This window comes from Serratia sp. NA_13 (assembly GCF_052691735.1).
Window position 1 is genome coordinate 605,601 of the sequence record NZ_JBQZFV010000002.1, and the last position, 23,759, is coordinate 629,359.

20 protein-coding genes and 1 pseudogene are annotated in these 23,759 nt (G+C 52.6%); 11 read left to right on the forward strand and 10 right to left on the reverse strand.

Going from position 1 to position 23,759, the window contains the following annotated elements; genetic code table 11:
* Positions 1-66 precede the first annotated feature (66 nt).
* Positions 67-2,106, reverse strand: a complete 2,040-nt coding sequence (locus tag ACUTSU_RS06500; RefSeq protein ID WP_153857461.1) for a choline transporter — start codon at positions 2,104-2,106, stop codon at positions 67-69.
* Positions 2,107-2,520: 414 nt separating this feature from the next.
* Between ACUTSU_RS06500 and betI the strand changes: the two genes are divergently transcribed.
* The 3 genes from betI to betA all read left to right on the forward strand — a co-directional run bounded on the left by betI (position 2,521) and on the right by betA (position 6,475).
* Entirely contained in the window at positions 2,521-3,117 is a 597-nt protein-coding gene (gene betI / locus ACUTSU_RS06505) for a transcriptional regulator BetI (RefSeq protein WP_445650022.1), read from the forward strand.
* A 20-nt stretch (positions 3,118-3,137) separates the two neighbouring features.
* Positions 3,138-4,610: a betaine-aldehyde dehydrogenase gene (betB, locus tag ACUTSU_RS06510; protein WP_445650023.1), complete on the forward strand. Its 1,473-nt coding sequence runs from the start codon at positions 3,138-3,140 to the stop codon at positions 4,608-4,610.
* A 197-nt stretch (positions 4,611-4,807) separates the two neighbouring features.
* On the forward strand, positions 4,808-6,475 hold the full coding sequence (betA, locus tag ACUTSU_RS06515; protein ID WP_445650024.1) for a choline dehydrogenase: 1,668 nt from the start codon (positions 4,808-4,810) through the stop codon (positions 6,473-6,475).
* 93 nt (positions 6,476-6,568) lie between these two features.
* Here betA and ACUTSU_RS06520 read toward each other — a convergent pair whose 3' ends face one another.
* The 3 genes from ACUTSU_RS06520 to ACUTSU_RS06530 all read right to left on the reverse strand — a co-directional run bounded on the left by ACUTSU_RS06520 (position 6,569) and on the right by ACUTSU_RS06530 (position 9,694).
* Positions 6,569-8,191, reverse strand: coding sequence for an FMN-binding glutamate synthase family protein (locus ACUTSU_RS06520; protein WP_445653918.1), 1,623 nt, complete (start codon positions 8,189-8,191; stop codon positions 6,569-6,571).
* A 173-nt stretch (positions 8,192-8,364) separates the two neighbouring features.
* Positions 8,365-8,955 carry a LuxR family transcriptional regulator gene (locus ACUTSU_RS06525; RefSeq protein ID WP_153857456.1) on the reverse strand — a complete coding sequence of 197 codons (591 nt, stop codon included), beginning with the start codon at positions 8,953-8,955 and terminating at the stop codon, positions 8,365-8,367.
* A 22-nt stretch (positions 8,956-8,977) separates the two neighbouring features.
* Positions 8,978-9,694 (reverse strand): EAL domain-containing protein, encoded by a 717-nt coding sequence (locus tag ACUTSU_RS06530; RefSeq protein ID WP_445650027.1) that lies wholly within the window; start codon positions 9,692-9,694, stop codon positions 8,978-8,980.
* Positions 9,695-10,165: 471 nt separating this feature from the next.
* On the opposite strand from ACUTSU_RS06530, the gene ACUTSU_RS06535 reads away from it, so the two are divergent.
* The 4 genes from ACUTSU_RS06535 (at position 10,166) to ACUTSU_RS06550 (ending at position 15,193) form a co-directional block, all read left to right on the forward strand.
* Positions 10,166-10,723 (forward strand): fimbrial protein, encoded by a 558-nt coding sequence (locus ACUTSU_RS06535; protein ID WP_445650028.1) that lies wholly within the window; start codon positions 10,166-10,168, stop codon positions 10,721-10,723.
* Between the two features lie 67 nt (positions 10,724-10,790).
* Positions 10,791-11,519 (forward strand): fimbrial biogenesis chaperone, encoded by a 729-nt coding sequence (locus ACUTSU_RS06540; protein ID WP_445650029.1) that lies wholly within the window; start codon positions 10,791-10,793, stop codon positions 11,517-11,519.
* A 72-nt stretch (positions 11,520-11,591) separates the two neighbouring features.
* Entirely contained in the window at positions 11,592-14,153 is a 2,562-nt protein-coding gene (locus tag ACUTSU_RS06545; RefSeq protein WP_445650030.1) for a fimbria/pilus outer membrane usher protein, read from the forward strand.
* Positions 14,150-15,193: a fimbrial protein gene (locus ACUTSU_RS06550; protein ID WP_445650031.1), complete on the forward strand. Its 1,044-nt coding sequence runs from the start codon at positions 14,150-14,152 to the stop codon at positions 15,191-15,193. The genes ACUTSU_RS06545 and ACUTSU_RS06550 overlap by 4 nt, the downstream gene beginning before the upstream one ends.
* Before the next feature lie 222 nt (positions 15,194-15,415).
* Here the strand turns inward: ACUTSU_RS06550 and ACUTSU_RS06555 are convergent, their stop codons facing one another.
* The 3 genes from ACUTSU_RS06555 to ACUTSU_RS06565 form a co-directional block, all read right to left on the reverse strand.
* Positions 15,416-15,874 carry a helix-turn-helix domain-containing protein gene (locus tag ACUTSU_RS06555; RefSeq protein WP_445650032.1) on the reverse strand — a complete coding sequence of 153 codons (459 nt, stop codon included), beginning with the start codon at positions 15,872-15,874 and terminating at the stop codon, positions 15,416-15,418.
* 201 nt (positions 15,875-16,075) lie between these two features.
* Entirely contained in the window at positions 16,076-17,653 is a 1,578-nt protein-coding gene (gene mqo, locus ACUTSU_RS06560; RefSeq protein WP_445650033.1) for a malate dehydrogenase (quinone), read from the reverse strand.
* A gap of 432 nt (positions 17,654-18,085) precedes the next feature.
* The gene (locus tag ACUTSU_RS06565; RefSeq protein WP_445650034.1) at positions 18,086-18,925 is read right to left on the reverse strand and encodes an NmrA family NAD(P)-binding protein; all 840 of its coding nucleotides are present in this window, start codon (positions 18,923-18,925) and stop codon (positions 18,086-18,088) included.
* A gap of 93 nt (positions 18,926-19,018) precedes the next feature.
* On the opposite strand from ACUTSU_RS06565, the gene ACUTSU_RS06570 reads away from it, so the two are divergent.
* Positions 19,019-19,645 carry a TetR family transcriptional regulator gene (locus tag ACUTSU_RS06570; protein ID WP_445650035.1) on the forward strand — a complete coding sequence of 209 codons (627 nt, stop codon included), beginning with the start codon at positions 19,019-19,021 and terminating at the stop codon, positions 19,643-19,645.
* 32 nt (positions 19,646-19,677) lie between these two features.
* Here the strand turns inward: ACUTSU_RS06570 and ACUTSU_RS06575 are convergent.
* The 3 genes and pseudogenes from ACUTSU_RS06575 to ACUTSU_RS06585 form a co-directional block, all read right to left on the reverse strand.
* Positions 19,678-20,135 (reverse strand): annotated as a pseudogene (locus ACUTSU_RS06575) (alkaline phosphatase); the annotation flags it as partial.
* Between the two features lie 4 nt (positions 20,136-20,139).
* The gene (locus ACUTSU_RS06580) at positions 20,140-20,847 is read right to left on the reverse strand and encodes a glutathione S-transferase N-terminal domain-containing protein (protein ID WP_445650036.1); all 708 of its coding nucleotides are present in this window, start codon (positions 20,845-20,847) and stop codon (positions 20,140-20,142) included.
* A 63-nt stretch (positions 20,848-20,910) separates the two neighbouring features.
* Complete coding sequence (locus ACUTSU_RS06585) at positions 20,911-21,594, reverse strand: ArsR/SmtB family transcription factor (protein ID WP_445653919.1); 684 nt, start codon at positions 21,592-21,594, stop codon at positions 20,911-20,913.
* A gap of 81 nt (positions 21,595-21,675) precedes the next feature.
* Here ACUTSU_RS06585 and ACUTSU_RS06590 point away from each other — a divergent pair, with 81 nt between their 5' ends.
* From ACUTSU_RS06590 to ACUTSU_RS06600, 3 genes are all read left to right on the forward strand, one after another.
* Positions 21,676-22,740 (forward strand): cytochrome P450, encoded by a 1,065-nt coding sequence (locus ACUTSU_RS06590; RefSeq protein WP_445650038.1) that lies wholly within the window; start codon positions 21,676-21,678, stop codon positions 22,738-22,740.
* Positions 22,737-23,084 carry an antibiotic biosynthesis monooxygenase family protein gene (locus ACUTSU_RS06595; protein WP_445650039.1) on the forward strand — a complete coding sequence of 116 codons (348 nt, stop codon included), beginning with the start codon at positions 22,737-22,739 and terminating at the stop codon, positions 23,082-23,084. Before ACUTSU_RS06590 ends, ACUTSU_RS06595 begins: the two co-directional genes overlap by 4 nt.
* A 176-nt stretch (positions 23,085-23,260) precedes the next feature.
* Positions 23,261-23,752, forward strand: a complete 492-nt coding sequence (locus tag ACUTSU_RS06600) for an AAA family ATPase (protein WP_445650040.1) — start codon at positions 23,261-23,263, stop codon at positions 23,750-23,752.
* Positions 23,753-23,759: the final 7 nt, after the last annotated feature.

Here is a 23,759-nt window from a genome sequence, read left to right on the forward strand (position 1 = left end):
GGCTTCAGTGGCGAACTTCGCAGAAAAAAGGCCACGTGGTGTAGCCTTTTGGGTTTTAGCGGGGGGTTACATATCCGGGAAGGTTAGGGTATTGCCCGGTGCTTCACGGTGGATATGTACAAAGTTCAGGTGTTTCTCGTACTGATCGAGGATATCGCCGATCACCTGTTCTTTGCTGTAGTCCATCAGGTCATTGCCCTGGGTGCCTTCCATCAGGAAGGTTTCCAGCCGGTAGTAGTGCGACTTGCCGGAACGGGCGCGATAGGTAAAGCCCGGCACCGAGTAACGCTGTGGCCAGATCTGATAGATAAAGTTCTGCTCCTCGCCCAAATGCACCAACAGTTCCAGATGGTTCAAACGCTCATCTTCGGTTGGCGGCACATCACTGAATTCCACTTTGGCCCCGCGCAATTCCAACTCTCGCGCTACTTCCTGCATCGCCGGTCGGCAACGGGTATCCATCATTTTCTGTGTGTATTGGGTACCCGGATAATTCATCACCCGTGACAGACGCTGCTTCCAGTTCAACACGTCATTGCTGGAAACCGGCATTGGCGCGGTGGTGTTCAGGGCGCTGGCCTTGCGGTAATCCTCTACCCGTAGCGATTTATACAGCCCGGCCATCACAAAGAAGATCACAAAGCTGAACGGCAGGCCCATGATCACCGTGGTTTTCTGTAGTGCGGGCACGCCGTCGGTCATCAACATACCTATGGTCAACAGGCCAATCGCCACCGACCAGAAAATACGCAGCCAGTTGGGAGCGTCATTATTGATATCACTCAGGCGCGAGGTGAAGTTACCTAGTACCAGCGAGCCTGAATCTGCCGAGGTGACGTAGAACAACAACCCGGTGATAGTGGCCACCGAAGCGCTGAAGGTAAAGCCCGGATACTGCGCCAACAGGCTGTAGAAGCCCCGTTCCGGGTACTGCATCACTTCCTGCGCGAAGGCGGCGTTGCCGTGAATAATCTGGTACAGCGCGCTGTTACCGAAGATTGACAGCCACAGCAGGGTAAACACAAATGGAATAATCAGCGTGCCGACCACGAACTGGCGGATGGTGCGCCCGCGTGAAATTCGCGCCAGGAACAGGCCGACAAACGGTGCCCAGGCGACCCACCAGGCCCAGAAGAACAGGGTCCAGTTGTTCATCCACTCCACCGGGCGATCGAAGGCGAAGCTGTTGAGCGTCATGCCCATAAAGCGGTTGATGTAATCACCGACGTTAAGCACCAGCGCATTGAGCAGGAACTCGGTATCGCCGAAGAACAGCACGAATAAAATCAGCCCCAACGCCAACAGCACGTTGAGCTCGGAAAGAATACGGATGCCCTTATTGACGCCGGAAGTCACCGAAATGGTGGCCATGATCACCGAAAGCAGGATCAGCGCGGCCTGAACCGTCAGGTTTTCCGGTATATGGAACAGCACTTTCAGCCCGTAGTTCAACTGCACTACGCCAATACCGAGCGTGGTGGCGATACCGAAGATGGTACCCAGCACCGCGGCGATATCTACGCTGTGGCCAATCGGGCCATTGATGCGTTTACCGAAAATCGGGTACAGGGCAGAGCGGATGGTCAGCGGCAGGTTATAGCGGTAGCTGAAGTAGCCAAGGGCGATGCCCATCAACGCGTACATCGACCAGCCGGTCAGGCCGTAGTGGAACAGCGTCCAGACCATGGCCTGGCGTGCGGCTTCCAACGTCTGACCCTGACCTTCCGGCGGCATCATATATTGTGTCACCGGTTCGGCGACCGAGAAGAACATCAGATCGATGCCGATACCGGCGGCGAACAGCATCGCGGCCCAGCTCATCAGGCTGAATTCGGGTTTTGATTGCTCAGGCCCGAGCTTGATCGAACCAAAGCGCGAAGCGGCGATAAACACCACAAATACGATGTACAAAGTGGCGGCCAGCAGATAATACCAGCCAAAGGTGGTTGAAACCCAATTCAGAGTGCGGGTTATCCATCGCCCGGAGAAATCGGTAAAAAAGATGGTCATCAGCGAGAAGGCCAAAATCAGCCCTGCCGAGGTAAAGAAAACCACAGGATTAAGGCCATCCTTTTGCGGTTTTGAGGAGGTTTCGCGTGTTGTCATCGTCTTCCTCTGTTTTTTAACAACTGAGTAAAATCGTGCCCACATACCAGCCTGAACGACACGCAGGTGTCGCCCGGAAACCGTGCGGATAAAAACGCCGCGGCAATCGCCATTCTGCTTGCCAAAGATTGCCGCTTTGCTTGTTAACGAAACGGAAAATCGTTTCGTGGTGGGAACCGCTTACAGACACTGATTTTGGTCAGATTCGTTAAATACCTCACAAAAATCAGCCAGTTCCACAACCGAAAAGTACATATTTGTAACCAAGCGGTAATAAAATATATGCAATTTTTATTGAACGTTCAATCAAAAAAAAGTTTAATAGTTGTCATGAAGACCAAGTTCAGCAGGCGGAAAGACGGTGAAATCCCGCCGCTGAGACGAGGCCGAAGTCGGTTTTGTGAGAGTCGAATTATGCCAAAGGTAGGAATGCAGCCGATCAGAAGGCAGCAGTTGATAGATGCCACGCTGGCCGCAGTCAATGAAGTTGGAATGCATGATGCCACCATTGCGCAGATAGCGCGGCGGGCGGGAGTTTCCAACGGCATCATCAGCCACTATTTCAAGGACAAGAACGGTCTGCTGGAAGCCACGATGCGCTATTTGATTAGTCATCTGGGCGAAGCGGTGAAGATAAGGCTGCTGGCGCTGAGCAACCACAGCCCGGCATCGCGGCTGCAGGCGATTGTCGCCGGCAACTTCGACGACAGCCAGATCAACAGCGCGGCGATGAAAACCTGGCTGGCCTTTTGGGCCAGCAGTCTGCATCAGCCGCAGTTGAACCGGCTGCAGCAGGTGAATGGTCGTCGTCTGTATTCCAACCTGTGCGCCGAATTTAGCCGGGTACTGCCGCAGGCGCAGGCACGGCTGGCGGCCAAAGGGCTGGCGGCGTTGATCGACGGCCTGTGGTTGCGTAGCGCGTTGCGCGGTGCGGCATTTAATCAGGCGCAGGCGCTAGCGCTCACTACCGATTACATTACGTTTCAACTCCGGGGGCACACGCCACCCTGAGGATAACCCAAGGAGAACCTATGCCCCGTTTTGGCTTACAGAAGCTCTATATCAATGGCGCCTATGTAGACAGTACCGATGGAAAAACCTTCAACGCAGTGAACCCGGCAAACGGCGAAGTGCTTGCCGAAATCCAGTCCGCCAGCGCTGAAGACGTCAACCGTGCGGTGGCCAGCGCAGCCAGCGGACAAAAGGTGTGGGCGGCGATGACGGCGATGGCGCGTTCTCGCATTTTGCGTCGTGCGGTGGATATCCTGCGCGAACGTAACGACGAACTGGCCGCGCTGGAAACGCTGGATACCGGCAAGGCGATGTCGGAAACCACTGCAGTAGATATTGTCACCGGTGCTGATGTGCTGGAGTATTACGCTGGCCTGATCCCATCCATCGAGGGGCAGCAGATCCCGCTGCGCGATAGCTCCTTTGTTTATACCCGCCGCGAACCCCTGGGTGTGGTGGCCGGTATCGGTGCCTGGAACTACCCGATCCAAATCGCCTTATGGAAGTCTGCCCCCGCACTGGCGGCAGGCAACGCCATGATCTTCAAACCCAGTGAAGTGACGTCTTTGACTGCGCTGAAGCTGGCGGAGATCTACACTGAGGCTGGTCTGCCGGATGGCGTATTCAACGTGGTCACCGGCAGCGGCGCAGAAGTGGGCCAGTACCTGACCGATCACCCTGGCATCGCCAAGGTGTCGTTCACTGGTGGGGTGAAAACCGGCAAGAAAGTGATGGCTAACGCCTCCGGCTCGACGCTGAAAGAAGTCACCATGGAACTGGGTGGGAAATCGCCGCTGATTATCTTTGACGACGCCGATTTGGATCGCGCCGCTGATATCGCCATGATGGCCAACTTCTACAGCTCCGGCCAGGTGTGTACCAACGGCACGCGCGTATTTGTTCCCGCAGCGTTGCAGTCACAATTTGAAGCCAAAATCCTCGAGCGTGTAAAACGCATCCGTCTGGGAGACCCTAGCGACCCGCAAACCAACTTTGGCCCGCTGGTCAGCTTTGCGCATATGGAATCGGTGCTGCGCTTTATCGAAAGCGGCAAGAACAGCGGTGCGCGTCTGCTGTGCGGTGGCGAGCGTGTCACTGAAGGTGAATTTGCCAAGGGCGCTTATGTGGCGCCGACGGTGTTTACCGATTGCCGTGACGAGATGGAAATTGTGCGTGAAGAGATCTTCGGGCCGGTGATGAGCATCCTCAGCTATCAAAGTGAAGAAGAAGTGGTGCGCCGTGCCAACGATACCACCTTTGGTCTGGCCGCCGGAGTGGTCACTAATGATCTGACGCGTGCCCACCGGGTTATTCATCGACTGGAAGCCGGCATTTGCTGGATTAATACCTGGGGTGAATCGGCGGCAGAAATGCCGGTCGGAGGTTACAAACAGTCCGGCGTCGGCCGCGAAAATGGCCTCGGTACGCTGGAACACTACACCCAAATTAAGTCGATTCAGGTCGAGCTGGGTGAATATATTTCCATCTTTTAAACACCCCATTATCGATTAAATGCTTGTCCGGGCATCCTAAGCTATTAATCATAAAAATATATACCCAATGGATTTCAAGTCACAGCTAGGCGGCAAGTGCGGGAGTCCCCAGGAGCTTACTTAAGTAAGTGACTGGGGTGAGCGCATGCAGCCAACAACGCTGTGGCTTGAAAGACGAAGGGGATAAGGAGATATCGATGGAATACGATTACATTATCATCGGGGCCGGCTCGGCCGGTAACGTATTAGCCACCCGTTTAACCGAAGACGCTGACGTCAGCGTGCTGCTGCTGGAAGCTGGCGGCCCGGACTATCGGATGGATTTTCGCACTCAGATGCCGGCGGCGTTGGCCTTCCCGCTGCAGGGCCGCCGTTACAACTGGGCCTATGAAACCGACCCTGAGCCGAACATGAACAATCGCCGCATGGAATGTGGCCGTGGTAAAGGACTGGGCGGTTCGTCGCTGATAAACGGCATGTGCTACATCCGCGGCAACGCGATGGATTTCGATAACTGGGCGAAGGCACCGGGTCTGGAAGACTGGAGCTACCTGGACTGCCTGCCGTATTTCCGCAAGGCGGAAACCCGCGATATCGGGCCGAACGATTTTCACGGCGGCGATGGCCCGGTCAGCGTTACCACGCCGAAAGCCGGTAACAACGAATTATTCCACGCGATGGTGGAGGCTGGCGTTCAGGCGGGCTACCCGCGCACCGAGGATCTGAACGGCTACCAGCAGGAAGGCTTTGGCCCGATGGATCGCACCGTCACGCCGAAAGGCCGTCGTGCCAGTACCGCTCGCGGTTATCTCGATCAGGCGCGTTCTCGCCCTAATTTGAAGATTGTGACCCATGCACTGACCGACCGCATCCGTTTCGAGGGTAAACGTGCCGTGGGCGTTGACTACTTGCAGGGGGAAGCAAAGGAAATCACCAGTGCTCGTGCGCGTCGGGAAGTGCTGTTGTGCGCCGGGGCGATCGCCTCGCCACAGATCCTACAGCGATCCGGCGTGGGGCCGGCCGACTTGCTGAACCGGCTGGATATTGATTTGGTGCATGAACTGCCGGGTGTGGGTGAGAACCTGCAAGACCATCTGGAAATGTACCTGCAGTACGCCTGTAAAAAACCGGTGTCTCTGTACCCGGCGTTGCAATGGTTTAACCAGCCGAAAATCGGTGCGGAGTGGCTGTTCAATGGCAGCGGTATTGGTGCAAGTAACCAGTTTGAAGCCGGTGGTTTTATCCGCAGCCGTGAAGAGTTTGCCTGGCCGAACATTCAGTATCATTTCCTGCCGGTGGCGATTAACTACAACGGCAGTAATGCGGTGAAAGAGCATGGTTTCCAGGCACATGTCGGTTCGATGCGCTCCCCGAGCCGCGGCCGGGTGCAGGTCAAATCCAAAGATCCGCGTCAGCATCCGAGCATCTTGTTCAACTATATGGCGACTGAGCAGGACTGGCAGGAGTTCCGCGATGCTATCCGTATCACGCGTGAAATCATGGCGCAGCCGGCGCTCGATGAGTACCGTGGTCGCGAAATCAGCCCGGGGCCGGAAGTGCAGACTGACGAACAGTTGGACGCGTTTGTGCGTGAGCATGCCGAAACCGCTTTCCATCCTTCCTGCTCATGCAAAATGGGCGAAGATGAAATGGCAGTAGTGGATGGTCAGGGCCGGGTGCATGGCATGGAAGGGCTGCGGGTGGTGGATGCGTCAATTATGCCGTTGATCATTACCGGTAATCTGAATGCCACCACCATCATGATCGCCGAGAAAATCGCCGACCGTATCCGCCAGCGTCCACCGCTTCCGCGCAGCACTGCCGAATACTATGTGGCCGCTGACGCCCCGGCGCGTAAACAGTAACCAACATGTCCTCTTGTCGCTAAGGGGGAGGGCTGCTGTAGCAAGCACCCCCTCTCCAAAGTCCTTCCCTGAAGCGAGGGGACAATCCACCGCTTAAACCGGCAGGGAGATCGCCTGATCGAAACTGTTTGGTGTCGCCATACGCCACATACGCGCATAGAAATCGCTTTCAATCTCTTTTTGCAACAGTGCCCCAGGTTTCAGGTAGTAATAGATATCGGCATAGACTTTGATTTCCGTTGAGGTAATACGGCGCAGCATATGGTGTGAAGTCAGCTGCTCCGGACGGCTGACCCCGGCTGCCGCCAACATTTCCGCCAGCGCTTTTACCGTGTTCTGGTGAAAATGGTAAACGCGCTCCGCCTTATTTGGCACCACCAGTGCTTTCTGCCGTAGCGGATCCTGGGTGGCGACGCCGGTCGGGCAGTGGTTGGTGTGGCAACTTTGCGATTGAATGCAGCCTACAGCGAACATAAAGCCGCGCGCTGAATTCACCCAATCGGCGCCCAGTACCAATACGCTGGCGATGTCGAAGGCGCTGATAATCTTGCCGCTGGCACCGATTTTGATTTGGTCACGCAATCCACAGCCAACCAGCGTGTTATGCACGAACAACAGCCCTTCGCGCAGGGGCATGCCCATATAGTTGGACAACTCCAGCGGAGCCGCCCCGGTGCCGCCTTCTTTGCCGTCCACCACGATAAAGTCCGGCAATATTTGAGTCTGCAACATGGCCTTGGCGATGGCGACAAACTCCCAGGGGTGGCCGATACACAGCTTGAAGCCCACGGGTTTGCCGCCAGACAGCTCGCGCAGTTGCTCGATGAAGTGCATCATTTCTACTGGGGTGCTAAAGGCGCTGTGTGAGGCCGGTGAAATACAGTCGATCCCTTCTGGTACACCGCGCGTCGCGGCAATTTCTGCATCCACTTTTTTCGCCGGCAGAATACCACCATGACCCGGCTTGGCGCCCTGACTGAGTTTGATTTCAATCATTTTGACCTGTGGGTTTTTAGCCTGCTCGGCAAAGCGCTGTGGATCAAAATGGCCATCGCTGGTGCGGCAACCGAAATAGCCGCTACCCAATTCCCACACCAGATCTCCGCCGTTCTCACGGTGATAGCGGCTGATACTGCCTTCACCGGTGTCATGATAGAAATTACCCTTGGCCGCGCCCAGATTGAGGGCACGAATGGCATTGGCCGACAGCGCACCGAAACTCATGGCTGAGATATTGAAGATAGAAGCGGAGTAGGGCTGGCTGCAGCCGGGGCCGCCGATCGCCACGCGAAAGCTGGTCGGATCGGATACCGCTACCGGGCACATGGAGTGGCCGATGCATTCATAGCCGGTTTGATACACGTCCAATTGGGTGCCGAATGGTTTGTCACCCATCTCGTTTTTAGCGCGTCGATAGACCAGCGTGCGTTGGGTACGGGAGAATGGGATCTGTGCGTTATCTTCTTCCAATAAATACTGGCGTATTTCCGGGCGGATAAATTCGAAGAAGAAGCGCAGGCGGCCAATGATCGGATAGTTACGGCAGATGGCGTGGCGTTGTTGGGTCAAATCGCAAATCCCCAGTACGCTCAACCCTCCAAAAATGATCGCCGGCAGCCAAAACCAGGGTCGGTGTGGCAACAGTGCCAATGATGTCAGCGTCAACAAGAGACTCAACACAAAGCAGGTATAACGGCTGAATAAGGATGACTTCATAACATCTCCTGATGTTTTTTTAATCCAGACGACATGACTTACGGGAAAATTCCGTGGCGGGATCTTAACCAATGAACAGGAGTGTTGTGTGACTGTTTCTGCTTTGTTTCCACTTGTTGCATTAATTTAACGTGAGCGGAGAGGGGCAGGCCGCCGGGCGGCGGCCTGAAAGGTTATTTACCGGCGACGAAGATGGTACTCATGCTGCGCAAACGCAGTTTCTTCATCGCGCTGTACTTCTGCGAGAAAATGGTTTTGGGGTGAGTGCCGCGCTTTTGGGCAATGTGCAGCAGGCTGTCACCGCGCAGCAGATTGAAAATAACGTCACTTTCCGCTGGGCTGAGTTCCCGGGTTTTCTGCATTTTTATCCCGCCGGGCTCTTTGCTTTCCAACAGGGTTTGTATTTTTTCCTGCAGTGAATAAAGTGGGATGCGGGTAGAGACCAGCTCAACGGAAATGCCCAGAATCGACAACAGTTTCACTACGCGCTCATCGTCATAAAACACCAGCAGGCGTGTTTTCGAGTTGTATTGCTGATGCAAAGACACCAGGCTTTCAATGACGTTGACGCTTTGTTCCAGATTCTGGGAGGTGAAGATCAGCGCGATGTCGTGCTTGATTATTTTCTCCGCCTTAGCGCCACCGTGCATAAAATCCGAAAACAGTCTGATATCGTACTTGCCGTAATGTTTTTTCAGTAATACCGAAAGGCCGACATAGCTGTACTTACACTCACTAATAACAAGGACATTGTTTTTAGACATAATGGTAAATACCCATAATGAGTTAAAAGTATTCAGCTGTAAGAAGCGAGTTCAAATCCTTGATGTCGGATTCCTTCCACAGCTTTCCCTGCAGTGCGTAATATGGCATTTCGTCCAGCCATTTTTTATGTTCGGGAGTTTCTACTCCTTCGATAATCACCTTATAATTATTAAGGTGAAAAAAGCGCAATAAAGCGCGCATTAAACCTTCACCGCCGGACTTTTTCATAAAGTTCCATAGTAAAAAACGGTCCAATTTAACGAAGCGAAATTGGCTGTTATACAATGCGGAAAAGCCCGCATAGCCAGAACCAAAATCATCAAGCCAAAATGAATAACTCTTGAGAGAGGGATCGCCGTGGACACGATCCTTTACCAATCGGGTTGAGTTCTCGCTGATTTCAAAATGAATACAGCGAGTAGCACTAATTCTTTCTGCAAAATGGCTATTAGATAAAGACCTCAGAGAATGATCATCCACATTTAATGTGGCTATAACCTGATTATCACGAAACCAGTGATTATATTTTTCTATCAGACTGACCTGCTCTAACAGAATCTCAATACGGGTGGCGCTATCGGCAGATCGAAAGAACTGTTCAGGAGAGAAATGTGCATATCCACTATTAAAATTGAATCGTGACAGGCACTCAACGGCCAGCAATTGTCCGGACTTTGCGAACATTGGCTGGAAAACATAATTAATCCCGTTATTTTTCTCTCTAAAAGAACTGTGCATTCCTCAATCCCTCGATTGATATACAACCATATGTTTTATAACGAAAATAAAATTAAATATGTCTATTTTTGGGTAAGATTCTTATTTAATGTAGTCAGGATGAGCAATGCCGCTTACAGGCAGTTAAACGCGCAATTTGTTGCCAAGTCCAAACCACTAAAAAAGTAACAAATCGTAAGTATTTAGAATAATATGCTGCTAATCAGGTCTTAGGGTAAAACATCCAACTGCATGAATTTCCCAAACACAGATTATTCCTATTCGATTGAATCGTCAACATCGATCGATAGGTATTTGTTGATAGTTTATTCCTATCAAGAGGGATGTTATGAATGTTTTAAACGATTTAACAATAAGAATACGCTTAGTCTATATTTCGGCGGGTAATGGATTCATCGGGCTTCATTCCTGACAAGGAGTTGCATCGCTGAATGTACTTAATGGTTGTATTAATTCATCGAGAGTCTAAATATGAAAATCTCTAAACTTTCTGCTGTATTAGCATTGGCTGTAAGCACCGTGGGTATTTCTTCTTTCGCTGCACAAGCTGCGGACGGTACTATTACTTTCAACGGTAAAGTGACCGATCAAACTTGTACTATCAGCACCCCAGGCGGTAAAGATTTCACCGTAACTCTGCCAACTGTTTCTGCTTCTACTCTGGCAACTCAGAATTCAACTGCTGGCCGTACTCCATTTGCGATCAACCTGACCCAATGTTCTAGAGGCCAGGTAGCGACTTATTTTGAACCAGGTGCAACTGTTGATTTCAACTCTGGCCGTCTGAATAACCAGGCACGGACTGACGCGGCAACTAACGTGCAGATTCAACTGCTGGGTAGCAACAACCAATTCCTGCCTATCCTGGCAGCTGGTGCTAATGGCGCACAGCAGAACTCCCAGTGGGTTACTGTTGCTAACGACGCTGGCTCTGCTAACCTGAACTACTATGCAGAGTATTTCGCGACTAGCGCAGCAGGTGCTGGTGATGTTACTTCTAGCGTGCAATACACCATCATTTACCAATAAGTAATATTCTTATTCTGGCGGGTGGTTAATTCCTCCCGCCGTTTTTCCCTACCGTAGTGATAAAATAATGAAAAATTCATTTAAAAAATACAGTGTATTGTTGATCGCCGCGCTATTTAGCAGCAGCGTTTTTTCCAGTGTCATCATTAACGGTACGCGTATTATTTATCCGGGAAAACAACGGGAAGTTACCGTCCAATTATCAAATAATGGAGCTTCACCGGCATTAATCCAATCCTGGATTGACGAAGGCGATGCGAAAACCACGCCTGAAAACAGCAAGGCGCCATTTATCGTTTCTCCACCAATCAGCCGTGTTGAACCAGCTACAGGTCAGGCACTGCGTGTATCACTGACCACTTCTGCATTGGCTCAAGATAAAGAATCCCTGTTCTGGTTGAACGTATTGGAGATCCCTCCTGCACCGACCGGGGCAAACAGTACCACGCCTGAGAACTTTCTCCAGGTGGCTTTCCGCACCCGCGTCAAACTGCTGTATCGTCCGGCCGGCCTGACTGGCGAAGCGAACGATGCCCCAGAAAAATTGCAGTGGCGCTTTAGCAGCGCCGGCGTCAGCGTGAAAAACCCAACGCCTTATTACGTGTCGTTTACCGAAATCGATGCCGTCGTCAACCAGAAGAAAGTACCGTTGGCACCCCATGGCGACATGCTGGCCCCAGGCCAGGAAAAAACCCTGTCGTTCTCCGGTGACAGCTCACGTATTGCCGACGTTGCATTTACCACCATTAACGATTTTGGCGGACGCGTGTCCCGCACTAAGAATAAGCAAAAGTAGCTCTTGGAAGAGAGCCTCTTACCCCAGAGTTTGCGGATAGGGGGAGCTTAATTTGGTAAAGGAATGCTTTATATGAAAGAGTTACCTATCTCTGCAGCTATTAAATTGGCGCTATTTAACTGCAAATCAATTTTATTGGTATCCGGTAGCGCACTCTGCCTGGTTTCCTCCGGTTTTGTCTGGGCGGAAACGGCCGCCGACAACAAGAAACCTGCCGCGCCTGTTGAAGCTTCCTTCAACAGTAATTTCTTAATCGGGGATGCACAGGGCGTCGATCTTTCGCGTTTCCGTGATGGCAACCCTATTCTGGCGGGTAAATATTCACTCGATATTTATGTGAATGGTGAATGGAAAGGCAAAAAAAGTATCGACTTTAAGAACGTGCCGGGAAAAAACAGTGCAGATACCTGTTTTAGCCTGTTGTCGTTGGATGAGTTTGGTGTTGATACCGCCGCGATGAGCAGCGATCCTTCTATTAATACCGACACTTGTAAAAGTTTGTCTCAGTGGGTACCAGAAGCTTATTACCGCCTTGATACCAGTTCGTTACGTATGGATATCAGTATCCCGCAGGCGGCCTTGCGCCGTAGTGCCCGTGGCTATGTCGATCCAAAATTCTGGGATCGCGGCATTACCGCCGGCAGCCTGTCGTATAATTTTAACGCTTTCAATACCCGCAGCTCTGCTAACGGCAGCAATTCTGACTCAACCAATGCTTACCTGACGTTGAATGCAGGGTTAAACGTAGCTGGCTGGCAGTTGCGTCATGATTCAAACGTTAACTGGCGTTCCAACGAAAGTACCCACTGGCAAAACACTGCCACCTACGCGCAACGGGCCATTCCGGGGGTGCGTGGCATGCTTACGTTGGGCGACAGTTACACCAGTGGCGACTTCTTTGAGTCGATTGGTTTTCGTGGTGTGCAAATCGCTACGGATGACCGCATGTTGCCGGATTCTCTCACTGGCTATGCGCCAGTCGTTCGCGGCGTGGCTCAAAGCAATGCCCTGGTAGAAATTCGCCAGAATAACCAGCTGATTTATCAAACTACCGTTGCCCCGGGCGAGTTCGTCATTAACGATCTGTACCCTACCGGTTACGGCGGCGATCTGAATGTTACCGTTAACGAAGCCGATGGTAGCAAGCGCCAGTTTAGCGTGCCTTACGCATCCGTGGCGCAGATGCTTCGCCCAGGTATTCAGCGTTATGCCATGACCGCAGGCCGAGTGCGCGATGATAATTTGAGCAAGGAACCCGACATGTTCCAGGCGACTTATCAGCGCGGGTTTACCAATATTATTACCGGTTACACCGGTGCGATCGCCAGCGATGGTTATGGTGCGGTCTTACTGGGAAGTGCGGTGGCAACGCCGGTCGGTGCCTTTGCTCTGGATGTGACTCAGTCCAACACTCGTCTGAAGCAAGGTGACCAATCAGGTCAAAGTTATAAGCTCAGTTACAGTAAGTTGATGACGGAAACCAACACCAACTTCACGATTGCTGCTTATCGCTATTCGACTTCGGGTTATCTCTCCTTGCGCGATGCCGTGTTCTCACGTGACAACGAACGAAAAGGTTTGAGTGCAGATGCGGTTAACCGTCAGCGCAGTGAATACAAACTGACTCTAAACCAGGGGCTGGGCGACAACTATGGTTCCATGTACATCACTGGCTCGGTGCGTGATTACTGGAACCGCGGCGGCAACACCAAGCAGTACCAGGTGGGTTATAACAACTATTATGGGCGTGTTACTTACGGTCTTTCCGCCATTCGCACCTCGGATATGTATAACCGTGATGAAACTCGTTATTACCTGACCATGTCGATTCCGTTCAGCGTAGGTTCACAAACCCTGAGCCTGAACAGCTCATTGGGCTATACCGATAACGGTTATGACAGTAGCCGCCTGGGTATTAACGGTTCTACCGGTGAAGACAACAACATTAGCTACAGTGCAACGCTGGCCAACGATCAATACGGCGGTACCAATAGCAGCGTGAGCGGTGAATATCGTAGCCGGTTCTCGACGCTTAACGGCTCTTACAGCTACGGCAAAGATTATCGTCAGTCGTCGGTTGGAGCCTCGGGTAGCATAGTCGCCCACAGTGGCGGCGTTACCATGACGCCACAGCGCGGTCAGACCATGGTTCTGGTAGAAGCACCAGACGCCGCTGGCGCTATTGTGACCAATTCACCGGGGGTGCGTATCGACGATAACGGTTATGCAGTAGTCCCTTATGTGGCGCCATACCGTATGACTAACGTCACGCTCGATCCGGGCGGCATGTCGCGCGACGTGGAGCTGGAGAGCAGCAGCCAGCAGGTTGCTCCTTATGCTGGAGCTATTACCCGACTGGAATTTAAGACCACCAAAGGGCAGGCAATGATCATTCATGCCCGCGGTCCTGATGGCAATGCGTTACCCTTTGGTGCCGAAGTTCTGGACACCCGCAATCAGGTTGTCGGCATTGTCGGTCAGGGCAGCCGTATTTACATGCGTACCGAAGCGCGCAAAGGTTTGTTGCAGGTTAAGTGGGGCACGCAGCCAACGCAACAGTGTTCAGTCAGCTACAGTGCCAAAGCGCAGAACAATAATACTGACTACGAAATTATTGAAGCGAGTTGCAAATGATAAAATTAACGTGGGTTCCATCGCTGCATAAAAGGTCAGCGAAATACCTGATGCTGTTCGGGCTGATGTTGGTTGGCAGTCAAAGCGCATATGCCGCCTGTTTCGTTAGGTCTGGTTACCAGGCTCAGGTGATCAATATGAGGCTTGGGCGTGTGTTGGTAACACCTGGCCGTCAGGTCGGTGATACCCTGGCCACCGGTCAGTTCCCGATCAATCCGGTTATTAATATCGCCAGTTGTTCAAGAGGCGGCATCGCGATGGGTAGGATTATGCAAGGCAGCTCTACCAGTTTTACCAATGTGTGGAGCACCAATATTCCGGGGATCGGTATCCGTTTGTACCGTGAAGCAGGTTCTGTCAGTAACTTCTACCCGCATGATCTGAGATTTCCCAATACTCCTAATAATAATGTTAACCTTAACGGCGGTTATTTCAAGATCGATATTGTTAAAACTGCTGCGCAGACCGGCACCGGCCAACTGACCACTGGGCTTTATACCAATTATTATATGGATGGTAGCGGCCCAGGATTGCCATTGCTGCAATCGATTGTCGACGCCAATAGTCTGACAATCGTGACTTCAACCTGTAATGTCGACAGCGGTTCCAAAAACAAGGTTGTTCCTCTGGATTCTGTCACGGCAGCTTCTTTTGGTGGTGTTGGTTCAACTCAGGGTGAGAAGGCTTTTGATATTAATATCAATTGCGTAGGTGGCGTGGGTGAGAATCTGTTGCCTGGGAGTGCTGGGCAGGGAATTGTGAATGTGCGTTTCGATTACACACAGGATCCTTCGAATGCGCCGGGCGTGATCAAATCAGAGGCCGGTGCCAACACAGCATCTGGCGTTGCCATACAGCTGCTGGCCGGCAATACCACACAGCCGATTAAGAAGGGTGATGCGGTCAATGCCGGACGTACTATCCCTAATCAAGCCAATACATTAACCCTGCCTCTAAAGGCGCGTTATTATCGTACTGGCTCGACGATTAAAGGCGGTAATATAACGTCGACCGCCGTTTTTACCATCGAATACAACTAAGTTTGCCGGTATTAAAAAAAGCCAATGGATTAGCCCATTGGCTTTTAGGTTGCTGACAAAGCAGGAAAAAGCGTGGTTTTTCCTGCTTTGTGGTGATCGGCCGAAAATCAATAAATTGATTTTCCTGATTTTTATTTATCGGCCTCTACTCGCTCTGGGCAGGAATGAGGTTTGTCATCAGTCTGAAAGCCAATGGATTAGCCCATTGGCTTTTTGTTTCTCTCAGTGCTGACCAACCCAGTTGGTGTAGACCCCGTCCAGACACTTATCTGCATACCACAGATGCACCCCCGGCGACTCGTGGCGATGGCCGCTCAGCGGTTCGATAACCTGTGGGCGCATTTCTGCGACATCCCAGCGTGTAGTACGGCGATACACCGCCGGCGTTTTGCCGAACTGTTTTTTAAATGCGCGCGAAAATGACGGTTGGGAATCAAAGCGGAACTGCAGGGCGATGTCGAGAATAGAACGAGGGCTTGAACGTAACGCCTGTGCCGCCTGCGAAAGACGACGCTCGCGGATATAGCTGCCCAGTGCGTGGCCAGTGGTGCTGCGGAACATCCTTTGCAGATGCCATTTGGAGTAGCCTGACTTCGCCGCTACGTTGTCTAACAGCAAGGGTTGATCCAGATGATTTTCAATCCAGTCCAGCAAATCGTGAATGATATTGACGCGATCCATGTTTGAGTTCTCCCGCAGTACGACATTCAGGTCAGTGTAGGTAAGAGTAATTATCCAAGATTATTCTTTGATAATAAGCCGCAGCACAGGGTTAAGCAAGTGTTAACTAGGGTGCTAAAGGGTGCTAAAAGTGCTCTTGCCGTCGCGGAAAAATGAAAAAGGCCGCACGAGGCGGCCTTAAAGCGAGTAGGGAAACGGCTATCAGTTAGTTTCCGGCTTCACTTCGATGTAGTCCAACTGCAACACGCTGCTGGTGTAGCCACGGATCTTGTTGGTCATTTCAATATTGCCGTTCAGCTTGTGGCCGTAGGACGGAATGATCTCTTTCAGCTTGCTCTGCCATTCCGGCGTCGCCACTTTATCTTTGAACACGGTTTCCATCAGGTGCAGCATGATCGGTGCCGCAGTAGATGCGCCCGGTGATGCACCCAGCAGGGCGGCAATGCTGCCATCCTTAGCGCTGACCACTTCGGTACCGAACTGCAACAGGCCACCTTTTTCATCGTCTTTCTTGATGATTTGCACGCGTTGGCCAGCAGTCCACAGCTTCCAGTCAGCCTGTTTGGCCTCAGGGAAATACTCTTTCAGCGCGGCGAAGCGGTCGTCGTCGTTCATCATCAACTGACCCACCAGGTATTTCACCAGGTCGAAGTTATCCAGACCGACGTGAGTCATTGGCATTAGGTTGGAAGTGCTCAGAGAATGCAGCAGATCGAACAGTGAACCGTTTTTCAGGAACTTGCCGGAGAAGGTGGCGAACGGCCCGAACAGCAGGACGCGTTTGCCATCAAGCATACGGGTATCCAGGTGCGGAACCGACATTGGTGGCGAACCTACGCTGGCCAGGCCATAAACCTTGGCCAGATGCTGGTTGGCAATTTCCGGGTTGGTGGTCACCAGGAACTGACCGCCGACCGGGAAGGCGCCGTAACCTTCGGCTTCAGGAATGCCGGTTTTTTGCAGCAGCGTCAGGGAAGCACCGCCCGCGCCGATAAACACGAACTTGGCGTTAACGGTGGTTTCTTTGCCGTCACGGTTCAGATCGGCCACGGTTACGCGCCAGGTATTGTCGTCGTTGCGTTTGATATCGCGCACTTCATGGCTGAGGTTCAGCTTGAAGTTTGGATTTTTGGTCAGCGTATCCACCAGTTGGTGGGTGATCACGCCAAAGTTAACGTCAGTGCCCAGCGGCATGCGGGTGGCGGCAATTTTTTGCTTAGGATTGCGACCGTCCATGACCAGCGGTGCCCACTGTTTAATCTGGTTGACGTCCTCTGAGTACTCCATACCACGGAACAGGGTGCTGTGCTGCAGCGCCGCATAGCGTTTGCGCAGGAAGTTGACGTTATCGTCACCCCAGACAAAGCTCATGTGCGGCACGCTGTTGATAAAGGATTTTGGATCTTTCAGGACGTTATTTTTAACCTGATAAGACCAGAATTGACGAGAGATTTCAAAAGCCTCGTTCACCACCACGGCTTTGCTGATATCAATGCTGCCGTCTTTTTTTTCTGGGGTGTAGTTCATTTCAGCGAAGGCTGAGTGGCCGGTACCGGCGTTATTCCAGCCGTTGGAGCTTTCTTCCGCTACGCCATTCATGCGTTCATACATGTCGATGGACCAGTTTGGCTCCAGCTCATGCAGGTAAGTCCCCAAAGTGGCGCTCATGATGCCGCCGCCGATCAGAACCACATCAACGGTCTTATTCTCTTCTGCTGTTGCCTGTTGCGTGACGCCAAATAGGTTCAGACAGAAAATTAGGACGAGTAATTTTCTCATTAATTCAAATCTCTTGTGTGTAAATTCTACTCATTGCAGGTGAAAGAATTTATCGGGAGCTACCCTGGAAATAAGTGAAATCAACCCGTCCGGCAAAACCGGATTGCAGTGATAATGTCTTTTTGTTAATCATTTTTTTAACGAAAAGTGGATTATTACAGGCTGCCTGGGGACAGATTGTTCAACTCTGGTTACTGAGGGGATATTATTGTTTGCAATATTGTTAAAAACTACTTTTGTAATTAAAAAAAGCGGATTAAAGGCAGGAATAATTCATTTGTTATTTCTATTTAAATATAACCGCTATATTTACAGGGTTTAATTGCCGCGGATTTATACGATATTCAGCTATCACACAATATTTATAGAACAATTGCAAATGTCCTCGTAACAAAAAGAAAATGGCCGCCGCGCGGGGCGACCATTAACCGGTTAACGCGCTTGCCAAACTCCGCTGGGGAGGGTGTCGGCGATGTAAGTGCTGAAATCGCGCGGTGCACGCCCAAGGCTACGCTGGACATCATCGGTCAATGACGCGTTGCGTCCATCCAGTACGGTGCTGAACAGATACTCCAGCAGCGTGACCATTTCTGCCGGCAGTTGCGCCTCGCGCAGATATCCGACGTAATCTGCCACCGGCACCTGCTGATAGTGGATTTCACGCCCAGCGGCGGCGGCAATCTCGCCAATGGCCTGTTCAAAGGTCATCAGACGCGGGCCGGTCAATTCATAATGCGTATTGCTGTGGCCGGGTTGGGTGAGGGCAGCAACCGCAACATCGGCAATATCTTCCGCATCAATAAAAGGCTCTGGGATCTCGCCTGGTGGCAAATAGACTGCGCCGTTAAGCAATTCATCAAGAATAAAACTTTCGCTGAAGTTTTGCATAAACCAACTGGCGCGCAATATCGTCCAGTCTGCCCCACTGCGTTCAACCACCTCTTCCGCCTGACGGGCCTCGTCTTCGCCGCGCCCGCTGAGCAACACTATTTTTTGGACGCCGCCAGTTACCGCCTGTCGGCAAAAACGTTCAACGATTTCGGTGGCGCCCGGTACTGCCAGATCGGGTTGAAAGCTGAGATAAAGTTTTTTCACATCCTGCAAGACGGGTTGCCAGGTGGTGCTGTTCTGCCAGTCGAAAGGGATGGCGGCACTACGATGCCCGGCACGCACCGGTATACCCTGCTGTTGCAAGCGTGCTAGCACACGGCTACCGGTTTTTCCGCTAGCGCCTAAAACCAGAATGGGTGAACTCTTTTCGTTGCTGCTCATAGCGTTGCTCCAAATATGAGTGTTACTCATGTTTTGTAAATATGATAAACCCTCGTATTATTGTCAAGGCGGTTTTTGTTCAAAGGACGATGCATGATGAATGATAAGCAAAAAAATATTGCCGCCCTGCGGCGTAAACCCAGCCAGACACGTAGCCGTGAGAAGGTGAAGCTGATCCTCGATTGTGCAACTGCGCTGATAGCCCAGCAGGGCAGTGACGCGATGCGTATGAGTGAAGTGGCGCAAAATGCCGGTATTTCGATTGGCGCTCTGTACCAGTATTTCCCAGATAAAACCGCTATCGTGCGCGTGTTGGCGCAACGTTATAACCAGGAGGCGCGTGAATGCATCGAGCAAGGCTTGATTCAGGTACAGACGTTGCCGCAGTTGATAGACGCTTTTAACTGCCTGATTGACGAATATTACGCCTTGTTTATGGCTGAGCCGGTGATGCGGGATATCTGGGCGGCGACCCAGGCCAACAAAACGCTGCGTGAAGAAGAAGTGGCGGAAAGCCGGTTGAACGGCGCACTGCTGGCAACGGCGATACGCCGGTTACGGCCGCAGTCAGACGCGGCGGCGGTGGAAAATGCCGCTTTCCTGTTGATGCATTTAGGGGAAGCGACGATGCGACTGGCGGTGAGTACCGGCCCGGAAGAGGGCTGCGATCTGGTCGCGAGCTATAAGCAAATGGCAGCCAAGATGCTGGCTGACGCTTAGCGGCGCTCCGGTGCCGAAGCCTGACGATCGGTTTACTTAAACGCCATGGCGTCGCGCAGGGTAGAGAACAGATCCGTCTGATCGGTCAGGCCAACGACGTTGGCGGCATGGGGGCCGTAAGCAGCCACCCGCAGTTGAGTGCCGGTGTGCCCCTGTGAGTCTTCCTCTGAATTACCGTAGCTGATGGTCATCGGCGCGACATCTTTGGTGGTCAGCGTTTGTGTCAGGCCTGGGGCCTTGGCGTCGGCGGCGTAATCTGGCTGGAGTGGGCGTGGTCGGCGGTGACGATCACCAAGGTGTTGCCATCCGCGCGGGCGAATGCCAGGGCTTTCTGTACCGCTTCATCCAGATCGACGGTCTCGCCAAATTGGCCGCACGGGTTGGCAGCATGATCCTGTTTGTCGATCGACGCCCCTTCAATCTGCAGGAAGAAACCGTTCTGGTTGGTTTTCAGCAGGTCGATGGCTTTTTCAGTCATCGCCGCCAGCGTCGCATTATTCGCTGCGGACGGGAATATTCAGGCCGCGTTGTACTGCCGGACGGGCCAGGCCGCGTTCCAGCCATTGCCTTACCCGCGGGAAGCTATCGAACTCGACCAACTCACGGGCTTCGTAAAAGCCGATCAGGTTACGTACCCAGCCCAGCAATGAAATATCGGCAATGCTGTAATCCTGGCCCATGATCCAGTCACGGCCTGCAAGCCGGGTTTCCAGTACGCCGAGCAGGCGTTTGGATTCATTTTTATAGCGTTCCAGCGGACGTTTATCCTCATATTCGCGACCGGCGAATTTGTGGAAGAAGCCGAGTTGACCGAACATCGGGCCCACTGCCGCCATCTGGAAAAATACCCACTGGATGGTTTCGTAGCGCAGAGCGGGATCCTGTGGCAGGAATTTGCCGCTTTTTTCCGCCAGGTACAGCAGAATAGCGCCGGATTCAAACAGCGCCAGCGGTTTACCGTTCGGGCCGTTAGGATCGATGATCGAGGGGATCTTGCCGTTCGGGTTCAACGACAGAAACTCGGGCGTCCAGGTTTCGTTGTTGCCGATATCGATCAGGTGCGGTTCATAAGCCAGACCGATTTCCTCCAGCATGATGGAGACTTTGACCCCGTTGGGCGTAGGCAATGAGTAAAGTTGTAGTCTTTCCGGGTGTTGAGCGGGCCAGCGTTTGACGATCGGGAATTGGCTTTGGTCGAGCATGACGAGTCCTCGGGTTGACGATTTGCCTATTGAGTATTGCAGCAAAGTTAACGCGGCGCAGGGTTAAAGCGTGAGGCCAAAATGTGCTGTCAGCGCTTTTTTACCGGCGGGGGTGAGCTGTAACTCGCGGCTTTCAAGCTGACGCCTGATCCAACCGCGATCGATAAAAGTACTGAGCACAGCCGCACCCAGTGCGCCGCCAAGATGAGCCTTACGTTCGCTCCAGTCCAGACAGTCACAGGCAAAACGCCGCCGTGAAAGCGCAGCCGAACAGTCGATGCCTAGTTCGGTTAACGCAGTGCGGCCGCTGTCCGTCAATTGGTAGTCTTCTTCGCCCTCCAGCCAGCTTAGCTGGTGCAGGCGGTCATGCAGTTTTACCGCCACCTCCCCGGCCATATGGTCGTAACAGGTGCGTGCAAATTGCAATGAGGTTGGGGTAGTGCTTTTCACCACCGGCGTTTCGACACCGGCCAGCGCCATCAGCGTTTCCAGTACGGCAGCCACCGCCGGGCTTGCCAGGCGGAAATAGCGATAGCGCCCCTGCCTGACGCAGACGATCAAGCGCTGCTCCTGCAAACGTGCCAGATGCCCGCTGGCGGTAGAGGCGGCAACGTCCACCGCCGCGCTCAGTTCGGTAGCGGTATAGGCACGCCCATCCATCAACAGGCACAACATGCGCGCCCGGCTGCGGTCGGCAATCGCGGCGGTCAATGCGGTAAGACGATCTTCAATATCGATGTTGTTCATACTTCGAGATTAGACGAAGTATGGCTGCAGGGCTAGCGCTAGGATGGGTTTTCACACTGGTCCAGTTCAACGGAGAACATCATGACGGTTTGTCCCTATTCCCGTGCTCTTGCTGCTGTTACTTCTGAAGATCCACTCGCTGACTATATGCAGATGGTGCCGATGGCATTTCAGCCGGACTTGCAATGTTGGGTCGTGGCTTCCCCGGCGGCAGTCCGTGAGATTTTGCACAGTAGCGATTTTGGGGTGCGCCCAGCACATGAACCTATTCCTGCTGCGTTGTTAAATACGCCTGCACAGTCTATTTTCGGTGCTCTGGTGCGCATGCAGGATGGTGAGCAACATCTCAAACTCAAAGCGACCATCTTGCAGACGTTATCTGTTTTTGATGCGGCGCGGATCGAGAACACCGCATTGGCCGTAGCGCAAGAATTAATGGTTTCCTTGCCGGACGCAAACCAGCTCACTCGATTTAACTATGCCTTGCCAGTGTGTGTTATCGCTTCACTGCTGGGTGTTCCTATCGGCGAATGGCCAGCATTAGTCGACGACATTCTGGATTTTTCCCGCTGCATTGCGCCAGGTGGCAGTGAGCAGCAGGTGGAAAGAGGGATCCTGGCTGCGGGGCGCGTATTAGCACATCTGGAAGGCTGTTGCGGGCCATTATGGTTGGGGTTACAGCATTCATGCGCGATGCACGGTATTGATCGTCAGATAGCAATGGTCAATGCCATTGGCTTGATGTTTCAGGCCTGTGAAGGAACCGCCGGCTTAATCGGCCAGGCATTGCTGCTGAAGCGCAGCCACGCGGGGAGTGCGCAGCAACTGATTGAGAAAGTCTTGTCTGACGCACCCCCGATTCAGAATACCCGCCGTTTTGCGCTACGGGATACGCAGGTGGCGGGGTACCCGATATTGGCTGGGCAGAGGGTTTTGGTGTTGTTGTGTACGGGGGCCGAAAGTTTTGCTTTTGGTGAGGGTGTACATCGCTGCCCGGGGGCGGATTGGGCAAGAATTATCGCGCGGTGTGGCATTCAGCATTTATCAGCATTGGGTCTTGATCTGCAACTGCTGCACAACGCCCGTTGGTGGGTTTCGCAAAATGCGCGCGTGCCCGAATTTACCTCTGACAGGAAATCACTATGATTGCCGTTATTTTTGAACTGCAGGCCGCCGACGGCCAGCGCGAAACCTATCTTGAGTTGGCGACTGAATTGAAGCCACTGTTGGCAGAGATAGACGGATTTATTTCGATTGAACGCTTCCAAAGCCTGGCCGATCCGCAGCGGCTACTGTCACTGTCTTTTTGGCGTGATGAAGCGGCAGTCCAGCAGTGGCGCAATATCGAGCAGCACCGCGCCGCACAAAAACGTGGCCGCCATGGCGTGCTGGCACAGTATCGCCTGCGGGTGGCGGAGGTGGTGCGTGACTATGGTCTGGATCAACGGGGGCAGGTGCCGCAGGACAGCCGCGGCTATCATGCTGATTGACAATTCTTGGGGGGTATCTTATTGATAGCTTATGAACAGAAACCGTTTTGCATTCGCGCAGATTATTATCACCATTCACAGAGTGGTGGGATAGCGCGTCTGTTTTAAGCGAAAACCCGCCAGCCAGGCGGGTTAAGTGCTTCCTCCTGCTGGTAATTATCCCTTTGGAGGAACCCATGAAAAACCATTCCCCCTCAGTTTTACATATGATGTGTGGCAAAGCCGGTTCAGGCAAATCAACGATAGCGCACAGCCTTGCGCAGCAGCCCCAAACGCTGCTGATGGTCGAAGATAACTGGCTGGCGACGCTGTATGAACAGCAGATGGCGACTTTGCAGGATTATGTTCACTACTCAGCCCGGCTACGCGAAGTTTTGAGCGAGCATATTGTGCAGCTGTTGCGTAATGGGCTGTCGGTAGTGCTGGATTTTCCGATGAATACGCCCGATCGGCGGTTGTGGGCAAGGCAATTAGCCGAGCGAGCTGGCGTTGACCACTGTCTGCATTTTATCGATGTCAGTGATGCATTATGTAAAAGCCGGATAAAGCTCAGAAATGAGCAGGGTGACCATCCCTTTACGTTAAGCGAAGAGACATTCGATCTACTTACTCAGTACTTTGTTCCCCCCGCAGAAGAAGAGTGTTTGAGCGTTATACGCTATTCCTGAGCGTCCC

Coding starts and splice junctions, on each gene's coding strand:
- ACUTSU_RS06535 (WP_445650028.1), top strand. CDS start 10,166: ATGAAAATCTCTAAACTTTCTGCTGTATTAGCATTGGCTGTAAGCACC.
- ACUTSU_RS06520 (WP_445653918.1), bottom strand. CDS start 8,191: ATGAAGTCATCCTTATTCAGCCGTTATACCTGCTTTGTGTTGAGTCTC.
- ACUTSU_RS06600 (WP_445650040.1), top strand. CDS start 23,261: ATGAAAAACCATTCCCCCTCAGTTTTACATATGATGTGTGGCAAAGCC.
- ACUTSU_RS06530 (WP_445650027.1), bottom strand. CDS start 9,694: ATGCACAGTTCTTTTAGAGAGAAAAATAACGGGATTAATTATGTTTTC.
- ACUTSU_RS06500 (WP_153857461.1), bottom strand. CDS start 2,106: ATGACAACACGCGAAACCTCCTCAAAACCGCAAAAGGATGGCCTTAAT.
- betA (WP_445650024.1), top strand. CDS start 4,808: ATGGAATACGATTACATTATCATCGGGGCCGGCTCGGCCGGTAACGTA.
- ACUTSU_RS06570 (WP_445650035.1), top strand. CDS start 19,019: ATGATGAATGATAAGCAAAAAAATATTGCCGCCCTGCGGCGTAAACCC.
- ACUTSU_RS06525 (WP_153857456.1), bottom strand. CDS start 8,955: ATGTCTAAAAACAATGTCCTTGTTATTAGTGAGTGTAAGTACAGCTAT.
- ACUTSU_RS06565 (WP_445650034.1), bottom strand. CDS start 18,925: ATGAGCAGCAACGAAAAGAGTTCACCCATTCTGGTTTTAGGCGCTAGC.
- betB (WP_445650023.1), top strand. CDS start 3,138: ATGCCCCGTTTTGGCTTACAGAAGCTCTATATCAATGGCGCCTATGTA.
- ACUTSU_RS06590 (WP_445650038.1), top strand. CDS start 21,676: ATGACGGTTTGTCCCTATTCCCGTGCTCTTGCTGCTGTTACTTCTGAA.
- mqo (WP_445650033.1), bottom strand. CDS start 17,653: ATGAGAAAATTACTCGTCCTAATTTTCTGTCTGAACCTATTTGGCGTC.
- ACUTSU_RS06550 (WP_445650031.1), top strand. CDS start 14,150: ATGATAAAATTAACGTGGGTTCCATCGCTGCATAAAAGGTCAGCGAAA.
- ACUTSU_RS06580 (WP_445650036.1), bottom strand. CDS start 20,847: ATGCTCGACCAAAGCCAATTCCCGATCGTCAAACGCTGGCCCGCTCAA.
- ACUTSU_RS06545 (WP_445650030.1), top strand. CDS start 11,592: ATGAAAGAGTTACCTATCTCTGCAGCTATTAAATTGGCGCTATTTAAC.
- ACUTSU_RS06555 (WP_445650032.1), bottom strand. CDS start 15,874: ATGGATCGCGTCAATATCATTCACGATTTGCTGGACTGGATTGAAAAT.
- betI (WP_445650022.1), top strand. CDS start 2,521: ATGCCAAAGGTAGGAATGCAGCCGATCAGAAGGCAGCAGTTGATAGAT.
- ACUTSU_RS06585 (WP_445653919.1), bottom strand. CDS start 21,594: ATGAACAACATCGATATTGAAGATCGTCTTACCGCATTGACCGCCGCG.
- ACUTSU_RS06595 (WP_445650039.1), top strand. CDS start 22,737: ATGATTGCCGTTATTTTTGAACTGCAGGCCGCCGACGGCCAGCGCGAA.
- ACUTSU_RS06540 (WP_445650029.1), top strand. CDS start 10,791: ATGAAAAATTCATTTAAAAAATACAGTGTATTGTTGATCGCCGCGCTA.